The 19,568-nt window shown below is 66.0% G+C and carries 15 protein-coding genes; 11 read left to right on the top strand and 4 right to left on the bottom strand.

From position 1 onward, the window contains the following. The first annotated feature begins 35 nt into the window (after positions 1 to 35). The 4 genes from B4N44_RS18465 (at position 36) to mdoH (ending at position 8,180) form a co-directional block, all read left to right on the top strand. Complete coding sequence (locus B4N44_RS18465) at positions 36 to 3,458, top strand: GH36-type glycosyl hydrolase domain-containing protein (protein ID WP_296704097.1); 3,423 nt, start codon at positions 36 to 38, stop codon at positions 3,456 to 3,458. Positions 3,459 to 3,913: 455 nt separating this feature from the next. Next, on the top strand, positions 3,914 to 5,479 hold the full coding sequence (locus tag B4N44_RS18470) for a glucan biosynthesis protein (RefSeq protein WP_296704101.1): 1,566 nt from the start codon (positions 3,914 to 3,916) through the stop codon (positions 5,477 to 5,479). Further along, positions 5,464 to 6,072: a hypothetical protein gene (locus tag B4N44_RS18475; protein WP_296704105.1), complete on the top strand. Its 609-nt coding sequence runs from the start codon at positions 5,464 to 5,466 to the stop codon at positions 6,070 to 6,072. Before B4N44_RS18470 ends, B4N44_RS18475 begins: the two co-directional genes overlap by 16 nt. Continuing rightward, complete coding sequence (gene mdoH / locus B4N44_RS18480) at positions 6,069 to 8,180, top strand: glucans biosynthesis glucosyltransferase MdoH (protein WP_296704107.1); 2,112 nt, start codon at positions 6,069 to 6,071, stop codon at positions 8,178 to 8,180. Before B4N44_RS18475 ends, mdoH begins: the two co-directional genes overlap by 4 nt. 39 nt (positions 8,181 to 8,219) lie before the next feature. Here mdoH and B4N44_RS18485 read toward each other — a convergent pair whose 3' ends face one another. The 4 genes from B4N44_RS18485 to B4N44_RS18495 all read right to left on the bottom strand — a co-directional run bounded on the left by B4N44_RS18485 (position 8,220) and on the right by B4N44_RS18495 (position 11,484). After that, positions 8,220 to 8,642 carry a type II toxin-antitoxin system VapC family toxin gene (locus tag B4N44_RS18485; protein WP_296704110.1) on the bottom strand — a complete coding sequence of 141 codons (423 nt, stop codon included), beginning with the start codon at positions 8,640 to 8,642 and terminating at the stop codon, positions 8,220 to 8,222. After that, positions 8,639 to 8,914: a type II toxin-antitoxin system Phd/YefM family antitoxin gene (locus B4N44_RS20010; protein ID WP_414718171.1), complete on the bottom strand. Its 276-nt coding sequence runs from the start codon at positions 8,912 to 8,914 to the stop codon at positions 8,639 to 8,641. The genes B4N44_RS18485 and B4N44_RS20010 overlap by 4 nt, the downstream gene beginning before the upstream one ends. 180 nt (positions 8,915 to 9,094) lie before the next feature. After that, positions 9,095 to 10,936 (bottom strand): Hsp70 family protein, encoded by a 1,842-nt coding sequence (locus B4N44_RS18490; protein ID WP_296704112.1) that lies wholly within the window; start codon positions 10,934 to 10,936, stop codon positions 9,095 to 9,097. Beyond that, positions 10,933 to 11,484, bottom strand: a complete 552-nt coding sequence (locus B4N44_RS18495) for a DUF2760 domain-containing protein (protein WP_296704115.1) — start codon at positions 11,482 to 11,484, stop codon at positions 10,933 to 10,935. The genes B4N44_RS18490 and B4N44_RS18495 overlap by 4 nt, the downstream gene beginning before the upstream one ends. 204 nt (positions 11,485 to 11,688) lie before the next feature. Between B4N44_RS18495 and B4N44_RS18500 the strand changes: the two genes are divergently transcribed. From B4N44_RS18500 to secD, 7 genes are all read left to right on the top strand, one after another. Further along, positions 11,689 to 11,982 carry a DUF2934 domain-containing protein gene (locus B4N44_RS18500; protein ID WP_296704116.1) on the top strand — a complete coding sequence of 98 codons (294 nt, stop codon included), beginning with the start codon at positions 11,689 to 11,691 and terminating at the stop codon, positions 11,980 to 11,982. Positions 11,983 to 12,111: 129 nt separating this feature from the next. After that, the gene (gene chrA / locus B4N44_RS18505) at positions 12,112 to 13,344 is read left to right on the top strand and encodes a chromate efflux transporter (RefSeq protein WP_296704118.1); all 1,233 of its coding nucleotides are present in this window, start codon (positions 12,112 to 12,114) and stop codon (positions 13,342 to 13,344) included. A gap of 931 nt (positions 13,345 to 14,275) precedes the next feature. Next, positions 14,276 to 14,812: a peptide-methionine (S)-S-oxide reductase MsrA gene (msrA, locus tag B4N44_RS18510; protein WP_296704120.1), complete on the top strand. Its 537-nt coding sequence runs from the start codon at positions 14,276 to 14,278 to the stop codon at positions 14,810 to 14,812. A 41-nt stretch (positions 14,813 to 14,853) separates the two neighbouring features. Then, on the top strand, positions 14,854 to 15,567 hold the full coding sequence (locus B4N44_RS18515) for an HAD family hydrolase (protein WP_296704122.1): 714 nt from the start codon (positions 14,854 to 14,856) through the stop codon (positions 15,565 to 15,567). 6 nt (positions 15,568 to 15,573) lie between these two features. Further along, positions 15,574 to 16,683 (top strand): tRNA guanosine(34) transglycosylase Tgt, encoded by a 1,110-nt coding sequence (tgt, locus tag B4N44_RS18520; protein WP_296704125.1) that lies wholly within the window; start codon positions 15,574 to 15,576, stop codon positions 16,681 to 16,683. 305 nt (positions 16,684 to 16,988) lie between these two features. After that, entirely contained in the window at positions 16,989 to 17,321 is a 333-nt protein-coding gene (gene yajC / locus B4N44_RS18525) for a preprotein translocase subunit YajC (RefSeq protein WP_296704127.1), read from the top strand. Between the two features lie 147 nt (positions 17,322 to 17,468). Further along, complete coding sequence (secD, locus tag B4N44_RS18530) at positions 17,469 to 19,325, top strand: protein translocase subunit SecD (RefSeq protein ID WP_296704130.1); 1,857 nt, start codon at positions 17,469 to 17,471, stop codon at positions 19,323 to 19,325. Positions 19,326 to 19,568: the final 243 nt, after the last annotated feature.

Here is a 19,568-nt window from a genome sequence, read left to right on the forward strand (position 1 = left end):
CGCGGGTTAGATGACGCCTGTCAGGAACCTCAACGATGGACACTGATCGCTATAACCGACCGCAGGTCGCGCCTCCCGTCGAGTACCGGCTCTCGAACGGGCGCTATGCGGTGTCGTTCTCGGAGGTCGGCAGCGGTCTCTCATCATGGGAGTGGATCGCCCTGACCCGCGGATCGGTGGATCCCGTGATCGACGACCTGGGCTCGGTCCTGTATCTGCGCGACCTCGAGACCGGGCGTTTTTGGTCTGCGGGCTATCAGCCGACCCGGGTCCCGGCGTCGCTCTACCGCTGTCGTGCGGTCGACGAGGGTTCCGAGACACGCGTCGAGCTTGAACGCGAGACCGAGGGGCTGCTCACCCGTCTCACACTCGGCGTCGAGCCCGACTCCGACCTGGAGTGTCGTCGTCTGAGCCTGCAGAATCGCTCTGCGCGTGCGCGGCGCATCGAGGTGACCAGCTATCTCGAGGTCGTCCTGAACGACCCGAACGCGGACGCCGCCCACCCGGCCTTCAGCAAGCTGTTCGTCCAAACCGATCGCGACACCGCATCCGGCGCACTCTTGGCCCGGCGCCGGCCGCGTGCCGCCGAGGAGCGTTGGCCCTGGCTGGTCCATGCCGTTGCGGGCGCGCAGCCGATCGAATGGGAGACCGACCGTCGGCACTTCCTCGGACGCGGCGGCAGTCTGCACACCCCGGCGGCATTGCTCGGCACGGAGCCCTTGTCCGGTGCGCTCGGCAGTGTCCTGGATCCGATCCTCGCCTTGCGCGTCGTCGTCGAGCTCGCACCCGAGGGGGAAGAGGAGATCCTCCTCCTGACCGGGGCGGCGGAAGGGCGCGAGGCGGCCCTGGATCTGATCCGGCCCTTTCGAGAGGGACGCGACACCCGTTCGCCCGCGCGGCGGTCGCCGCAGCCTCCGGAGTCGGCGACGACGACGGTGCCTCCGTGTACCGAGAGGGACGGGATCGACCGGGACGGCGAGGCCCTGCGATGCTTCAACGGTCACGGTGGATTCTCGCCCGATGGTCGGGTGTACGTGATCCGCCTGCCTTGGAACGGAACCGCGCTGCACCGCCCGCCTCAGCCCTGGATCAACGTGGTCGCGAACGAGCGCGCCGGGTTCCTGGTCAGCGAGACGGGCGCGGGCTATACCTGGTGCCGCAACAGCCAGGCCAATCGGCTGACCCCTTGGTTCAACGATCCGGTCGGCGATCCGCACGGCGAGGCACTCTATCTGCGCGACGAGACCGAGGGCGATTCGGCGGAGGTTCCGCGGGTCGGCGAGGTCTGGTCACCCCTGCCGGGTCCGCGCCCGGCGCCGGTGGCCTACGAGGTCCGTCACGGCTTCGGCTATTCCGCATTTCGTTCCGATTACAAGGATCTGGTGCAAGAGGTCACGCTCTTCGTGCCGCGTCGCGACCCGGTTCGCATCCTACGTCTGCGCCTGACCCATCGCGGGACGCGCCCGCGCGCACTCTCGACCTTCTCGTATCAGCAACTGGTGCTGGGCAGTCAGCCGAGCGCGCCGGCGGCGATCGAGACCGCGTTGGATCCCAAGCGGGGCATTCTGCGCGCCGTCAACCCGGCCGCGGGCGACTTTGCCGGTGCGATCGTCTTCGCCGCGACCCTGGTCACGAAAGGTCGGGTCGAGCCGGTTGGGTTCAGCTGCGATCGCGCCGCCTTCATCGGCCGTCATCGCGATCTCGTCTCGCCGGCCGCCGTCCTCTCCGGCGCCGACCTTTGCATGGCCGCGGGCCCCGGCCTGGACGCCTGTTTCGCGCAGCAGTCGAGGATCCATCTGGCCCCCGGCGAGACGGCTGAATGCGTCTTCCTGCTCGGGGAGTGTCTCGACGAGGCGGAGCTGGACGCCCTGCTCGCGCGCTATCGCCGTGCGAATGCGGTCGCCGAGGCACTGGCCGAGGCGACGGGATTCTGGACTGATCTGACCGACGCGCTCCGGGTCGAGACCCCGAGCCCGGCGATCGATCTCATGCTCAACGGCTGGCTGACCTATCAGAACCTAGCCTGCCGCCAATGGGCGCGCTCGGCGCTCTATCAGTCCGGCGGTGCCTTCGGCTACCGCGACCAGTTGCAGGATGCCTCCGCCTTGGTCGGCCTGCGCCCGGATCTGACCCGCGCCCAGATCCTGTTGCACGCCGCCCATCAGTTCTGCGAGGGCGACGTGCTGCACTGGTGGCATCCAGCCCCGCTGGAGCGCGGTCTGCGCACCCGTTTTGCGGACGATCTGCTCTGGCTGCCCTTCGTGACCGCCGACTACATCCGCGCGACGGGCGACATCGCGATCCTGGACGAGTCGGTCCCCTTTCTGACGGCACCGCTGCTCGCGCCCGGCGAGGACGAGGTCTATCTGCGGCCCGAAGACAGCGGCGAGTCGGCCGATCTCTACGAGCATTGCTGTCGGGCCATCGACCGCTCGCTCACGCGCGGCGCACACGGCCTGCCGCTGATGGGTACGGGTGATTGGAACGACGGAATGAATCGTGTCGGGCGTCTCGGGCGCGGGGAGAGCGTCTGGTTGGGCTTCTTCCTGTATCGCATCCTCGCGGATGTCCTGCCCATCTGCGAACGACGGGGAGACGTCGCCCGCGTCGCCGCCTACTTGGCCTATCGCGACGCTCTGGTCCCTGCACTCGAAGACGCCGGCTGGGACGGGGCCTGGTATCGCCGCGCCTACGACGACGACGGCATTCCGCTCGGCTCGCACACCAACAGTGAATGTCGCATCGATGCGCTTGCGCAAGCCTGGTCGGTGCTCTCGGGCGCGGTCGATCGCACCCGGGCCGAACAGGCAATGGCTGCAATGCACTCGGAGCTGGTCGACGAGGAACGCGGCCTGATCCGCCTGCTCGCGCCGCCCTTCGTCGACACGCCGCAGGATCCGGGCTACATCAAGGGCTATGTGGCGGGCGTGCGCGAGAACGGGGGCCAGTATACCCACGCGGCCTGTTGGGCCGTGATGGCCTTTGCCGAGCTCGGTCACAACGCGCGTGCGGCCGCGCTGCTCGAACGCCTCACTCCGGTCTGGCACACCGGCACACCCGAGCACTTGGCCGCCTACGGCCTCGAGCCCTATGTGGTGGCGGCCGACATCTACGGCGCGGCGCCGCATGTCGGGCGCGGGGGCTGGAGCTGGTACACAGGCTCCGCCGGCTGGCTTTACCGTGCGGCCCTCGAGTCGGTGCTCGGGCTGCGTGTCGAGGCGGGGCGCACGCTGCTCATTCGGCCCTGTATCCCGAACGATTGGCCCGGGTTTCGGATCCTCTACCGCCTCCCCGACGGGACGACCCGTTGCGATATTCGGGTGGCGAATCCGCACGGAGGTGTCGAGGTCGTCGCGGCTCGTCTGGACGGGCAGGCTGCGGCGCTCTCGGCGGGGACCGCGCGGATCCTTCTGCCGACCTCCTCAGGCTTCTATTCCATCGAAATCGAGATGGGGTGAGGAGCCGCCGACGGCGGCGATGTCGGCGCCTGACCCGAGCGCGTATAACCCGCGTCGCGACCTCTTGCGGGGGGCTTCACGCGGACCTGACGCTCGCTTAAGATGTGCGTGTATAAGTGACCTGATCGATGGCGGTTGAGAAGGGTTCGGAGCTTCGCGCTTCGGATCGACACCGCGTCGCACGCCAGGGTCATCCTCATCTTCGCGGTGCTCACCGCGGGTCGGCCGAGCGGTCGTCTCCGCGACGTCCGTGCGTCGACGGCGAGCCCGCGGCGAGTGATCCGAATCCATCCTCGATGGCCACGACGCAGTGTCGCGGCCGGGAGCCGTGCCGCGTGATGTCGGTTGTCCGGACCGCACGGACGCGGCACTCGGCATCGGCGATTCCGCCGCGAGCAACCCTTTTAACGATCTTCGACCGGCATCTCTCACTGGACAACCTGGCGCTTCAGACTATGAATCCATCTCGCGACCTCAAACGAATCTCCGTCGGCCTGCTCGTCGTCTTGGCGATGACGCTGGCGGGAGAGGCCGTATCCCAGCCCGCTGCAGCGCCGGAGGATGCCGGCGTGCCCGGTGCCTTCACCTTTGCGAACGTCGTGCGCCGTGCCGCGGATCTGGCACAGGCGCCTTACCAACGCGATGCGCCCGAGCTTCCCGAAGCCTTCGCATCGCTCGATTACGACGGGTTCCGCGATATCCGTTTTCGACCGGATCACTCACTGTGGCGCGGCGACGGTCTGCCGTTTCAGGTCCAGTTCTTTCATCGCGGATTCATGTTCCAGGACCGTGTGACCATCAATCTGATCGAGGGGGAGCAGGTCACGCCGGTCGAGTTCTCCACCGAGCTGTTCGATTACGGCAAGAACCTGGTCCCCGAGCAGATCCCGCATGACTTGGGATTTGCGGGTCTGCGTCTGCTCTACCCCATCAATCGCGACGATCTCTTCGACGAGGTCGCGGTGTTCCTCGGGGCCAGCTATTTCCGTGCGGTGGCCCAGAATCTGAATTACGGGATCACCACGCGCGGTCTGGCCATCGATACCGGTCTGTCGACCCGCGAGGAGTTTCCGCTGTTTCGCGAGTTCTGGATCGAAAAACCCGCCGAGGACGCGGTCGAGATCAGGGTCTATGCCCTCATGGACAGCCCGCGTGTTTCCGGGGCCTATCGGTTCGTGATCAAGCCAGGCCTCGAGACGACCATGGAGGTCAAGAATCACCTCTATTTCCGGGACTCGGTCGAGAAGGTCGGCATTGCGCCCTTGACCAGCATGTTCATGCACGGCGAGCTTACCGAGCGGTTCATGGATGATTTCCGCCCCGAGGTGCATGACTCGGACGGACTCATCATCGAGACCGGGACCGGCGAGCGCATCTGGCGCCCCTTGATCAATCCGCTCGGTCTGCGCATCAGTACCTTCCAGGTCGAGAACCCGCGGATGTTCGGCCTGCTGCAGCGCGACCGCGACTTCGCTCACTATCAGGACCTCGAGGCCCACTACCACAATCGCCCGAGCGCGCAGGTCGAGCCCATCGGCGACTGGGGCAAGGGCGTGGTGGAGGTGGTCGAAATCCCGAGCAACTCGGAGCGCTACGACAATATCGTCGCCTTCTGGACACCGGAGCGCCGCGTCGAGGCGGGCGACGAGATGGAGTTTGCCTATCGCCTGAGATATTCGGCTGATCCGGAGGAGCGTTTGACCGGCGGACGGACCCTGGCGACCCGCATCGGCGCTGCGGGAACCGACGAGCTGGATTCCGATCGGCGGAAATTCGTCGTGGATTTCGTCGGCGAGAACCTCTCGAAGCTGCCGGCCGAGACCCCGGTCATGGCGACCGTCACCACGACCTCGGGCGAGCTGTCTCCCCCGATTGCGCAGCGCAATCCGGAGACCGGCGGTTGGCGTCTGTTCTTCGAGCTGACACCCGAGCGCGGTCGAACCGCGGAGCTGCGCGGCTTCCTTTATGACGGGAGCGACGTGCTGTCGGAGACCTGGAGCTTCGAATGGATTCCGCAGTGAGCGCGCAGGTCGGCGACACATTGCACGCGTCGCTCGACACCGGCGAGCCGGTGGCCGTATCGCCGGCCGACTGGGAGCACGCGGCGCCGCGTGTCGCCCGTTATCTGCGCGCGCTCGGGGTTCGTGACCCGCGCGATCTCGAACGCCTGTTGACGGCGATCCGCGTGCGCTTCGAGCATCAGGTGGAGACAAACCTGGTGGCCGACGCGGTCGAGACCGGCATCGAGGAAGCGTCCAAGCTGCTTGACGAGTGGCTGGCGGCCGAGCTTGGTCCGGACGTCCCCGGACCCATGCGGGGAGTGGCCCGCGCGGTTGTCCTGGGCGGCGCGGTGCCCGGTTGGGTCGGGGTTTGGTCGGGACGCACGCCCCACCTCGGTGATCGGAGCGGCGATCGGCTCAGGGATCGACCGATCAGCGAGCGTATCCGAGCCAGCAGTCTTGCCGCTGTCCCGGATCCGGCGCCTCTGGCGATGGTGACGCAACGCATCGATCCCTGTTGTTATCGTCTCTTTCGAAGGCTCGCGCGACGGCTGCACCGTATGCTCCCCGGATCTCTTCATCGGCGGCGTGTGAATCTCGGACAATCCATATGAAGGGCGTCTCCTCGGGCGTGCGCTCCGACCCCGTTTATCGTCGGGTCATTTTCTTTTCCCTGGTGTTGTTGACCACCTTCGGCGCCATGAGCCTGCTCAGCGGCGTCTTTCAAGAGGGCGGCATAACCCCGCTCGAGTTCGCGCTCCTGCTGCTCTACGCGATCTTGATCCTCTGGATCAGCGCCTCCTTCTGGACCGCCGCCATCGGTTTCATCCGCCTGTTGGTGCGGCAGGATGAGCCACCTCCGAGCGCACGCGCCGCCGGATCGGAGTCCGGGATGGGTTTCAAAACGGCCCTGGTCATGCCGATCTACAACGAGGATCCCGAGCGGGTCTTCGCCGGTTTGCGTGCGATCGACCGGTCGCTGCAGGAGACCGGACAGGCCGAGGGTTTCGAGATCTTCGTGCTCAGCGATACGCGCGACCCGGACATTTGGGTCGAAGAAGAGCTGCAATGGCGCAAGTGGGCCGTCGAGGCAGGGTTGCCCGAGCGCATCTTCTATCGCAATCGGGTCGAGAACACGAGCCGCAAGAGCGGCAACCTGGCCGATTTTTGTCGGCAGTGGGGCGGGCGCTATCGCTACATGATCGTGCTCGACGCCGACAGTCTCATGTCCGGCGAGACACTCGTGGAGATGGTCGCGCGCATGGAGCGCAATCCGGACGTGGCACTGATCCAGGTTCCCCCGGTCCCGGTCAACCGGGTCTCGCTGTTTGCGCGTGTCCTGCAGTTCGCCAGTAGCCTCTACGGGCGCATCTTCGTTGCCGGATTGAGCTGCTGGCAAGGCGATACCGGCAATTATTGGGGGCACAACGCCATCATCCGGGTCGAGGCATTCGCGGCCCATTGCGGTCTGCCCGAGCTTCCCGGGCATGAGCCGTTCGGCGGCGAGATCCTAAGTCACGACTTCGTGGAGGCTGCGCTCTTGCGGCGCGCCGGCTGGAAGGTCTGGCTCGCCGACGACTTGGGCGGTAGCTACGAAGAGATACCCCCGACACTGATCGATTATGCCAAGCGCGACCGGCGCTGGTGCCAAGGTAACCTCCAGCATGCCCGGCTCGTCTTCGCGGGCGGCTTCAGGCCCTTGAATCGGGTCCATCTCGCGATGGGCGTCATGTCGTACATGGCCTCGCCGCTGTGGCTCCTGTTTCTGCTCCTCACGGGCCTTCAGGCGTACCTGAACAGCCTGGATGTGCCGGTGTATTTCTTCGGCGACTATCTGCTGCCGATCTGGCCCGTGTCCTATGTGGTCGAGATGGCCACGGTCCTCTGGGTGACGCTGGCCATGCTCTTTCTGCCGAAGCTGTTCGCCCTGGTGCTGCTCGCCGTGCGCCCGCGCTTGGGCGCAGCCTACGGCGGATTGCCGCGCGCCACGCTGAGCGTCCTGCTGGAAAGTCTGCTGTCGGTCCTCTATGCCCCCGTGCTCATGCTCTTTCAGAGCAAGTTCGTCGCCTCGATCCTGCTGCGCAAGGTCGTCGGTTGGCCGCCGCAGCAGCGGGGCGATCACGGGACCGGGCTAACGGAGGCGCTCGGCGCCCATGGCGGCCAGACCCTGTTGGCGGTCGGTGCAGGACTGCTGACCTATTATTACGTCCCGGCCTTCTTCTGGTGGTTCACGCCTGTATTGGCCGGGCTCCTGCTCGCGATCCCGGTCTCGATGGCGACCAGCCGTGTTTGGCCCGGCAAGCGGGCAAGGGCACTCGGACTCTTCCTGACACCCGAAGAGCACAAGCCGCCGCGCGTGCTCGAGCTGCTCGAGGATCAGATGAAGCACACCGGAAGCGCCCTGTGCTCGGCGGATGCCGATTCGGGCGAGGCGGGCTCGGAGGAGATCGTCGGGGATCTCTGGTATCGCGCCGTCATCGATCCCTGCGCCTATGCGCTGCACGCCTCGCTCTTGCCTGAAGAAATCCCCAACCGGCGGCGCAGGCATTATCTCGAGGGTCTGATCTTCCAACTCCAGGACGAGGGGCCGAACAGCCTGAGCGCGGCTGAAAAGCGGGTGCTCCTCTCGCATCGCGACGGGCTCGAGGAGCTGCATCTGCTGCTGTGGTCGGCGCCGGCGGGTCCGGTCGCCGCGCAGGGGCCATCCCCGCAGCCGAGCTGACGGAGTCGGCGCGAGGGCGAGCGGTGCGTCTGTCGAGACTCAGGGCAAGGTCAGGCCGAGGAGTTTTGCGGCCTGATTCAAGCGCCGGTCGAAGCAGGAAAAACAGAGCGGCAAATCCGACTGCGCCATGGCGATGTGGGCTGCCGCCAATTGCACTGCATCGTAGCCACGCAAGGCGAAGGCATCGGCAAACTCGCCAGCACGCTCCACAAGGTTTTGCGTGACCTCCATCACGACATAATGGGGCCAGTCCCTGGCTAGGTCCGCTTTGGCGAACTCCAACGCAGCCTGATCAGCCGGGGTTGCTCGGGCGCGCCGTGCCACTGCTGCATGAAATTCGGCCCAGGCGATCCGGCACACCACGACTGCGTCTGCCTCTGCGACGAGGCCCTTCGCTCGAGAGCTATCCGGCTCGGCAACATAGAGCTTGACCACGGCGGATGTGTCGCAAAACAAAATCATCCCCGGTCTTCTTGGACTAGCTCCGAGAGCAAGGGGCCATCAGGCGAGAGACGAATATCGGCGCCTGCGGGTTTTCCGCCGCTCCACTGCGCCGCCCCGGAGACTAGTAGTCGGCCGATGCCTTGCTCGTCGCCGTTCGGAACGGCAGTGAGCCGCGCAATCACCCGGCGGTGCGACGTGATTTCGATGGGTTGGCCTGTGCGAGCCTCGGCAAGGTAATGCGCAAGCCTGGATTTGAGCTCTCGGACCGACACGGACACTTTAGTAGTCACCAATATAGTAAGGATACTTGATTGTGGTCACCGTATGGCATCCTGTCAAGGACGTCAACGGCCTTTTATTCATCACCTTCACCCGCCGGCCAGCAGTCGCTTCGGGTTCGCATGCGACGCTCGAGACGTACCATCGCCCGCGCGGCGCGCGATGCTTTTCCGCAGCACCGAGGCTCCGGGTCAGCCGCCACCGCGCGTGTTGAACGCGACGTTCCAGTGCTCGTCCGGTGTGTCCACCGGGATCGCCGTCAGCTCCAGCGTGCCGACCTCGGTCACCGTGGCCTGAAGCCGGACCGCGACCACCTCGCCCTTTTTGTGATCTTTTGCGGGCAGCACGGTCTGGATCTCGGCGAGCTCCTCGAGCTCATCTTCGCGCCACTCTTCCAGCAGCTCGCCGACCTCGTCCTCGCGCCGGACGCTCGAGCCGAAGAAACGGAAGCGCACCTGCTCGCCCACCACGAGACCGAATTCCTGCGGCGGTGCGACCGGATCCGAGCCTTCCTCGAGCCCGAAAGGCACCAGGCAGAGCGCCTGAATCTCGGGTTCCATGCCGGGAATGGCCGGCATGGCGCTCTCCACCCCGACGTAGTAGGAGTGGCTCGTGCCGCCGCGGATCCGAACCCCGCCGTGACGCCGGACATGGGCATAGAAGGCGGCCCCGCGGGCGACGGCCAGGTCCAGATCGCGTGCATCCAGTAGGCGGGCCACGGGCGCATCCTCCGCGACCAGCCACTGGTTGAGCACCTCGAGCACGCGCTCTTGGAGAACCGGTGCCTTGAAGACGCCGCCGTTAAAGAGCACGGCGGTCGGATGCAGGAAGCTCGCGCCCGGTGTCTGGGCCACGAAGCCCTGCAGGTCCTCGGTCGCCCCGGTTTGGCGGCCGAGGAAGGCGGCCAAATGACGGGTTACGGCCGGATCCTGCGCGTAGGGCAGGCCGACCTTGGTGATCGCGCCGCGCGCGCGAACGGCCGGGCGACTGTCCGCGGCGACCGCCGGGAAGAAGCCCTCGATCAGGGTCGAGCGGACCTCCTCGCGGGTGAGCTCGGTGCGGATGCTGCCGCCGATCAGACGCGAGCCGCGACTCGGGACCACGACCGGCATGCTTTCCAGATCGGGATCGGCCAGCAGTGACTCCTTGGCGATGCGGCAGCCGTGCGTCAGTGCCTGCAATTGCCAGCGATCCAGCTCCACGCCGCTCTTCGCCAGCTTCTGCTTCAACAGATGTGCGAGGGTCAGGTCCATGTTGTCGCCGCCGAGCAGGATGTGCTCGCCCACGGCCACGCGCGTCAGCTCGAGCGCCCCGTCCTGCTCGGTGACCGCGATCAGCGACAGATCCGTGGTCCCGCCGCCGACGTCCACCACCAGGATGATGTCGCCGACCTGCACCTCATGCCGCCAAGCGCCCTTGGTGTCGTTGACCCAGGAGTAGAGTGCCGCCTGCGGCTCTTCAAGCAGGACCAGGTGCTCGATGCCGATCGCACGGGCCGCCTCGGCGGTCAGCTCGCGCGCGGCCGGGTCGAAGGAGGCCGGCACCGTGACCGTGACCTCCTGACGGCTCAGCTGGTCGTACGGAAACTGCCCGTTCCAGGCGTCGCGCAGATGGGCGAGGTAGTGCACGGTCGCATCGAAGGGCGAGATCCGCGGGATCTCGTCCGGCGCACCTGCCGGCAGGATCGCGGACTTGCGGTCGACGTCCGGATGACAGAGCCAGCTCTTCGCACTCGAGACCAGACGGATCGGCGTCGTGGTGCCCTGGTTGCGAGCCATCTCGCCGCAGATGCGGGTCGGGTCGGTCTGCCAGGGCAGGCCAAGGTCAGCGGCCTTGAGTTCGTCGGGATGCGGCAGATAGAGAGAGGACGGCAGCAGGGGGCGGGCCTCGACGGAGCCCGGCCCGATCAGCTGCGGGATGGAGACGAGCCCCTGGACGATGTTCTCGCCCTCGCTCTTGTCCGACTCCACGAACGACAGGGCGCAATGGGTGGTTCCCAGATCGATGCCGACGGCGTAGCGATAGTGACTCACAGTTCCACCTCCGCTGCGGCGAGGATGCGCAGGTCATGTCCGCCGGTGGTCTTGGGGAGATCCATCTCCGTGACGCGCCAGCCGCGATGCACGAGCGTCCCGTGGAACGGCGGATCTCCGACGACATTGCCGGTCGGTCGATTCGCGGAGGCGTCGAAACCGGGCGCCAGCGTGACGCGACTGCCCTCGGGCTCCTCGCGCACCGGTGCGATCTTCAGGTGTGTGTTCAGGACACCCCGACAGCCCTGATGGACGATGCGTGCGGCAGCGCCGATCTCTTGATCGGAGGCGCCTTTGAGATCCTCTTGCAGAAAGTCCACCAAGCGCCCCTCTTTCTGCAGCAAACCAAGCAAGAGCAAGGCCGAATCCGGCGCAGCGCTCGCCAAGGGCACCGCGGCCGGTGCGGCGGGCCGCGCCAAGGCGTGCCCGGCCTCGCCCTTGGCGAGCGCCCCGACGGCGCGGGCAAAGCCCGGATCCTTCAGGATACGTTTGAAGCTGCTGAAGGCGATGAGGGCCCTCCGGAAGAAGGAAGGCGTTGCTGAGCCCATGGAAGCATCCTCGTGACGGCCGGTGTAATCAGATCGGACGGCGGGCGATCGCACGCCGTCCCGAGGTGCGCATGGTACCGCGCCGCTCGCCGTCGCTCGACCGTGGATTTCACGCAAATCGGCTGATCTAAACGCACCTGTCTCGATGGCATAATCGGGGCCTCACCAACAGCCCGGATCGGGCGACATCAGGGGGCTCGGTCGATGCAACCGACGAACTTACCGGCGCCCGGCGCGCCGACCATGGACGAGCGCCGCAAGATGGTCGAGATCGCGGCCTATTTTCTCGCCGAGCATCGCGGTTTCGCCCCGGGCGAGGCGGATGCCGACTGGCTTCGTGCCGAACAGACGATCGACGCCATGATCGCGGACGGACTCGCCCACGGGCTCGGTCGCGACTCGGCGCATCGCGCAGACGTGACCGAGGGGATCCGCAACGCGCTCAAGCTCGGCGGCGGATTGCCGGCTGGACCTTCGTCGCGCTCCGAGCACTCGTGAACCTGGCATGAGCCGGATCGTCCAGTGATGTCGACGGGACGCAGCACCATCAGCCATTCACCACGGCGCCGCGACCGTGTGCTAGTGTGTCCGGTCATCGCCAAACACTACCGGTTCAGGGCGCAGCCAATGGCGTCAGAGCAGATCGATCAGCAACAAGAACCAGGGAGCGGTGGCCCGGGCGAGGTCTTCCGCGCCTTTCTCAAGCTCGGGCTGACCTCCTTCGGTGGTCCCATCGCTCACCTCGGTTACTTTCGCGACGAGCTGGTGCTGCGCCGGCGCTGGCTGAGCGAGGCGGCCTATGCCGATCTGGTCGCACTGTGCCAGTTCCTGCCGGGACCGGCGAGCAGCCAGGTCGGGTTCGCGCTGGGTTACTTGCGCGCCGGACCGGCGGGCGCCTTGCTGGCTTGGGCGGCGTTCACGCTGCCGTCGGCGGCGTTGCTGCTGGCGTTCGCGTTCGGTGCCCATGCCTTCGGCGGCCCGATCGGGCAGGACGTGATCCATGGTCTCAAGCTGGTGGCGGTCGCGATCGTCGCCCAAGCGGTCTGGGGGATGGCGCGCACGCTCGCGCCCGACCGTGAGCGGGCGACGATCGCGCTCGGCGCCGTGCTGATCGTCGTATTCGTTCCGACCGCGTTCGGACAGATCGCCGCGATCGTCGCCGGGGTTGTCGGCGGGACTCTCTGGTGTCGCCGGGTCGATCGGCTTTCCGCCGGGCACCTGCCCGTTGCGATCTCCCGGCGCGCCGGAATGCTCCTCCTCATGCTGTTTTTGTTGTTGTTGCTCGGACTGCCCGCGCTCGCCGCCTTGTGGTCCCTGCCGGGTCTCGCGCTGTTCGAGGTCTTCTACCGGGCCGGCGCCCTGGTCTTCGGCGGCGGGCACGTGGTCCTGCCGCTGCTCGAGACGCGGCTGGTCGAGCCTGGCTGGTTGAGCGCCGACGCCTTCCTCGCCGGCTACGGCGCAGCGCAGGCCGTGCCCGGTCCGCTGTTTACCTTTGCCGCCTACCTCGGTGCACTCGTCGAGCCGGGACCGAACGGGATCCTCGGAGCAAGCATCGCGCTGCTCGGCATCTTTCTGCCGGGCATGCTGTTGTTGATGGGCGTACTGCCGTTTTGGGACGGGCTGCGTCACTATGACGGTGCCCGCGCCGCCATGGCCGGCACCAATGCCGCGGTGGTGGGTATCCTGGGCTCGGCCCTTTATCACCCGGTCTGCACCAGCGCGGTGGCTTCGTCCTCGGATGTTGCCGTCGCCTTGACCGCCTTCGTCCTGCTCACGGCCTGGAAGGCGCCGCCCTGGCTGGCGGTCGTGGTCACGCTACTCGCCGCAGTGGCGCTAGGCTTCGTCTCGCAACCCGTCTGAGCGTCGCCGGCCGTGATGGTCTGCCCGGTTTGCGGTCGCTTACTCGAACGCCGCCGCTTCCCGATCGCGATCAGTCTGGTGCGCGTTGCGCCCGGATAGGGCCTCGAAGTCCGCCGGGCCTTGCCGAGGGGGGACTGGTCCAGGCCCTCGATGGCATCCTGGAGCCGCGTGCCTTCCTCCGTCTCCGCATCCATGTGGGTTTTGAGCGCCTTGAGGTAGTCGAGGGTCGGTTGCTCGAAATCCGAGAGGGGGCCGACCTCCCTGTGGCCAGGCGCGAATCGTGTTCTGTCGAAGTCGCGCAGGCGCTCGAAGGCGTCGATCCAGCCCCGGTGTGACTCGCCGGCAGCACTGCCGACAGGCGGCGCCGTAGAGTACATCCCCGGCGAAGACCAGGCTGTCCCGAGGGACGTGCACGATCAGGCTGCCCTCGGTGTGGGCGGTGCCGACCGGGAGCATCTCCAGGGTCACGCCGCCGAGGTCGAGCGTCACCGCCTCCTCGATCAGGCGGTCCGGCGCGCCGGGGGCTGAATGCTGCCGGCCTCGATCGTCATGAAGGCCCTCACGGCCCTGCTGCGTCGGCCCGGGAAACCGATTAGGGGGTAGAGCAGGTTGCTGATCGATAGGCAAAAAAAAGCGCGACGGGCGTCGCGCTCGGAAGTTACCACCAAAGGAGGATGGAGGAGTGCACCGAAGCAGGAAGCTTCAGTACATCAACAGTTTCTTATTTACTGTTTCTCTTGTCAACCCCCTTCGTGAATGCCTTGCTCGGCGGTCTCGAACCCGATCCGAAACACCGATTCATTGACAACGCTGTTGCGGGATCGGCCTCGCCCCCACCTGTGCGATCGAGACGCGGTCAAAACGGGTGACCGTTGCAAGTGGTCTCGGTGCGCCACGGCGCGGTTGCGAAGCACAACGGGAGCGAAGAGCGATGGCGATTGAAACAGCGACACTCGGCGGCGGGTGCTTTTGGTGCCTGGAGGCGGCCTTTCAGGGCGTGGAGGGTGTGCAGTCCGTGGTCTCCGGATATGCCGGAGGCCCCGGCGCGCAGCCGACCTACCATCAAGTCTGCACGGGTACGACCGGCCATGCCGAGGTGGTCGAGATCGGCTTCGACGACACCCGGATCGACTTCGAAAGACTCCTCGAGGTCTTCTTTACGATTCATGACCCGACGACCCTGAACCGCCAGGGTGCGGATATCGGCAGCCAGTACCGCTCGGTGATCTTTTATCATTCGGATGTGCAACGCGAGATCGCCGAGCGGGTGATCGCGCGTCTGAACGCCGAAGGCGTCTGGTCGGACCCCATCGTCACGCAGGTCCAGCCCGCCCCGGCCTTTTATCCAGCCGAGGCGTATCATCAAGATTATTACCGCCGCAATCCGGGGCAAGGCTACTGTCAGATCGTCATCTCGCCCAAGCTGGCCAAGCTCCGGGCGCGCCATGCCTCGCTCTTGGCCAAGTGATCGCAGTCGACGAATCGGCGCGAGCGGTGCAGGATAACGCCATGCCCGACGCATCCTTTCGTCTCATCACCCTGGACCTGGACGACACCGTCTGGCCCTGCGTGCCCGTGATCCAAGCGGCCGAGGAGGTTTTCCACGACTGGCTGCACCGGCATGCGCCGCGCCTGGCCGAGGCCCACGATTTGACCAGCATGCGCCGGCACCGTCGCGAGCTGATGGACGCCATGCCCGAGATCGCGCACGACTTGGGTCAGATCCGTCGTCGCTCCTTGGCCATGCTGCTGGAGTCGTTCGGCTATGCGGTTGGGCTGGCCGAGGAGGCACTGGCGCTCTTCGAGGAGCACCGCAATCGTGTCGATCCGTTCGAGGACGTGGCCCCGGTGCTGCGGAGGCTCTCCGCGCGTTATCGCTTGGTGTCGCTCACCAACGGCACCGCCAACCCGGAGGCGACGCCCCTGCGCGGGTTGTTCGAGCGCAGCATCACGGCCGCGGATGCGGGCGCCGCCAAGCCCCATCCGGCGCTCTTCATGCGTGCGCTCGAGCACGCCGGTTGTGCGCCGAGCCAGTGTCTGCACCTCGGCGACGACCCCTGGATGGATGTCGAGGGGGCGCGCGCGGTCGGGGTGACCGCGGTCTGGGTCAATCGCTACGGGCGGACCTGGCCGGACGATCTGACGCCGCCGACGCTGACCGTGACCACCCTTCATCAACTCCTGGATTGGCTCGACGCCGAACCGCAGCGCGACCCGAGGTAAGTACGCATGGACTTTGATCTCCTGGCCGTCGATGGATTGGCCCGGCGCGGTCGTTTGAGCTTCGCGCGCGGGACGGTCGAGACCCCCGCCTTCATGCCGGTCGGGACCTACGGGACCGTCAAGGCGATGACCCCGGAGGAGTTGACCGATCTCGGCGCCGAGATCGTCCTGGGCAACACTTTCCATCTGATGCTGCGTCCCGGCACCGAGATCATCCGCCGCTGCGGCGACCTGCACGGCTTCATGCACTGGGATCGCCCGATCCTGACCGATTCGGGCGGCTTTCAGGTCTTCAGCCTGGGCGAGCTGCGCAAGATCACGGAGGAGGGCGTGCACTTCCGCTCGCCGGTCGACGGCAGTCCGGTCTTTCTGAGCCCCGAGATCTCCGTGCAGGTCCAGCGCGCGCTTGGCTCCGACATCGTGATGATCTTCGACGAGTGCACGCCCTATCCCGCCGACGAGGCGCAGGCGCGGGCCTCGATGGCGCTCTCGCTGCGCTGGGCGGGGCGCTCGCGCGAGGCGCACGGCGACAATCCATCGGCCCTCTTCGGCATCGTCCAAGGCGGCATGCATGAGGGACCGCGGGCCGAATCCTTGGACGGGCTCATGAGTATCGGTTTCGACGGCTATGCCGTCGGCGGCTTGTCGGTCGGCGAAACGGAGGCCGAGCGCCTGCGCATACTCGATTTTCTCGCCGAGAAGCTGCCGAGGGATCGCCCGCGCTACCTGATGGGTGTGGGCACGCCCGAGGACATCGTCGCGGCGGTCGGCCGCGGCATCGATATGTTCGACTGCGTCATGCCGACCCGCAACGCGCGCAACGGCGACCTCTTCACGCACCAAGGTAAGGTCCGGATCCGCAACGCCGCAAATCGCACCGACGAGGGGCCGTTGGATCCGCTCTGCGACTGCTACTGCTGCCGCCATTACAGCCGCGCCTACCTGCACCACCTGGACAAGTGCAAGGAGATCCTCGGGGCGCGCCTGCAGACGATCCATAATCTGCACTACTACCAAACCCTGATGCGCGGACTGCGCGAGGCCATCGCCGCAGGCCGCTACGCTGCCTTCGTCGGCGAGTTCGAAGCGCTGCGCGCAACGCCCGATCCAGTCTGATCCAAGACGCGTCCTCCTAGACCGCGTCCGGAGCGAGACGCCAACTTTCGAGTGCGTTCGAGGTTTGGCGCATCCGCGGCCCTTACCGAGGAGGCGGTTTAAGTGAGTTTCGTGGCGACGTCGGACCGACCTCGAAAACATGCCCGTCGCGACGGATGCGTCTTGCCCGACGCTGCAACTTGCTCCGCGCTATGCCATAATTCGGCGCCGAGTTTTCCGGAGGTTGAGCGGCCTTTGCGGGCCGCATCCTCGTTACTAACCGTCGGGTCGCGACCGTGCGATCCTCAGACCATAGGCGCTGAATGATGAGCTTCCTGATCTCCGATGCCGTCGCTCAAGGCGAGGCCGCTGCCGGTGCGGGTGACCCCTTTTTGGCAATGCTCCCGCTGGTACTCTTTGCGGTCGTCTTTTATTTTCTCCTGATCCGCCCGCAGTCCAAGCGCCAGAAGGAGCACCGCAAGATGGTGGAGTCCTTGGCGAAGGGTGACGAGGTCGTGACGATCGGCGGCATCGCCGGGCGCATCGCCGACATCGGGGACAACTTTGCGTTGCTCGACATCGCCGAGGGTGTCGCGGTGAAGATCCGGCGCAGCTCGGTCGAGTCCGTGATGCCGAAAGGAACGCTGAAAGACCTGTAAGCCCCTCGCCCGCACCTCGGTCGCGGTGCCTCGTGCGCCGCGGCGTCTTGACCGGACTCCTCCGGATCAGGGCGCGGGCGCCCTCTTTGGCGCCGTCCGGTGTCCGGCCCATCCCCGCTCGCGCCCGCTGTTGCGACTGGAATTGCAATGAATCAATACCCCTTGTGGAAGAATCTCCTGATCCTGGGCGTCATCCTCGGCGCCTTGCTCTTTGCCGTTCCGAATCTGTTCTCTCAGGATCCGTCGATCGAGATCACCGCTGCGCGCGGCTCCGAGGTGACCGAGGCCAGTCTTGCCGAGGTACGAGCGGCACTCGAGACCGCCGGCGTTCCCGTCAAGGATGTCGAGCAGCGCGAAGGCGGTAAGCTGTTGGTGCGGTTCGCCTCCTCGGCTGATCAGTTAGCGGGGCAGGACGCAATCGAGCGGACCCTCTCGGAGCGGTACCGCACCGCGCTGACCCTCTCGGCGGACCTGCCCGGTTGGGTACGGTTCCTCGGCCTCAACCCCATGTCGATGGGGCTCGACCTGCGCGGCGGCATCCACGTCGTGATCGACGTGGACATGGAGGCTGCGCTCGACCAAGCGCTCGAGCGCTACGTCGGTGACATCCGCACCGAGCTGCGCGACAGCAAGATCCGCTATCTCACCGTTGCACGCGAGGGCTCGCGCATCCTCATCAAGTTCAACGATGCAGCGATGCGCGACGAGGCCCAACGGACCCTGGGCCGCGAGTTCCGCGATCTCGATATCCAGCCCCTCGACGAAGGAGGCAATTTCGTGATTGCGGCGAGCCTGCCGCCGTCCCAACAGGAGCAGATCCGCTCCTTTGCGCTGCAGCAGAACATCACGACCCTGCGCAACCGCGTGAATGCGCTCGGCGTGGCCGAGCCCAGCATCGCCCGTCAGGGGGATCGCCGCATCGTGGTGCAGTTGCCCGGCGCGCAGGATCCCGGGCGCCTGAAGGAGCTGCTGGGTGCGACCGCGACGCTCGAGTATCGCTTGGTCGACACCGAGCACAGCGTCGCCGATGCACTCGATGGCCGCGTCCCCGTCGGCAGCCGGCTTTATCGCGAGCGTGACGGCACGCCGATCCTGTTGAACCGTCGCGTGATCGTCACGGGCGATCAGATCACCGATGCCTCCGCCGGATTCGACAGTCAGAGCGGCAGTCCCGCGGTCTTCGTGAACCTCGACGGTCAGGGTGCGCGGCGGATGCGGACCATGACGACCGAGAACGTCGGCAAGCCGATGGCCGTGGTCTTCATCGAGAACGTGACCACCACCGAGGTCGTCGACGGCGAGGCGGTCAAGCGTACCCGTAAGGTCGAGGAGGTGATCAGCGTCGCGACCATCCGCGAACCCTTCGGGCGTCGTTTCCAGACCACCGGGTTGGACAGCAGCGACGAGGCGCACAACCTCGCGCTTTTGCTGCGCTCCGGCGCCTTGGCGGCCCCGATCCAGATCGTCGAGGAGCGCACCATCGGACCCAGTCTCGGTCAGGACAATATCGACCAGGGCTTCATGTCCGTCATGGTGGGTTTGGCCCTGGTCCTGCTCTTCATGGCGTTCTATTACCGCGTCTTCGGCTTGGTGGCGAATGTCGTCCTGGTCGCCAACGTGATCATGATCGTCGCGATCCTGTCCATGTTGCAGGCGACCTTGACCTTGCCCGGAATCGCCGGGATCGTCTTGACCGTGGGTATGGCGGTCGATGCGAATGTGCTCATCTACGAGCGAATACGCGAGGAGATCCGTAACGGAAGCACGCCTCAGGCCAGTATCCATGCGGGGTTTGACAAGGCGCTCTCGAGTATCGTCGACGCGAACGTGACAACCCTCATTGCAGCTATCGTCTTGTTCAGCTTCGGGACGGGGCCGATCAAGGGGTTTGCAGTGACATTGGTCATCGGTATCTTAACCTCGATGTTCACCGCCATCTACGGCTCGCGTGCAATGATCAATCTGATCTACGGCGGACGGCGTGTGAAGAAGTTGGCCATTTGAACCGCGTCCGTCGAGGCGTCTCGATAGTGTGGCGTATGCTGCGCTGTCGAGCATGCCATGGGCCTCGGCGTCGACGCGGTTCAAGTGAGGAAAAGCACTCAAACGTTTAAACCGCGTCTGCTGCAGCGCGAAAGGATTCACGTCGAGCCGAGATGAATCCGAATGCATGCAGATCTCGCCGGATGCGGTTTCCCGAGTCACGATCCACTACTCCAAGGGCGCTCTTGACCAAGAGCGCCCTAA

Source organism: Thiocapsa sp. UBA6158 (genome assembly GCF_002423035.1).
Classification (GTDB): domain Bacteria; phylum Pseudomonadota; class Gammaproteobacteria; order Chromatiales; family Chromatiaceae; genus Thiocapsa.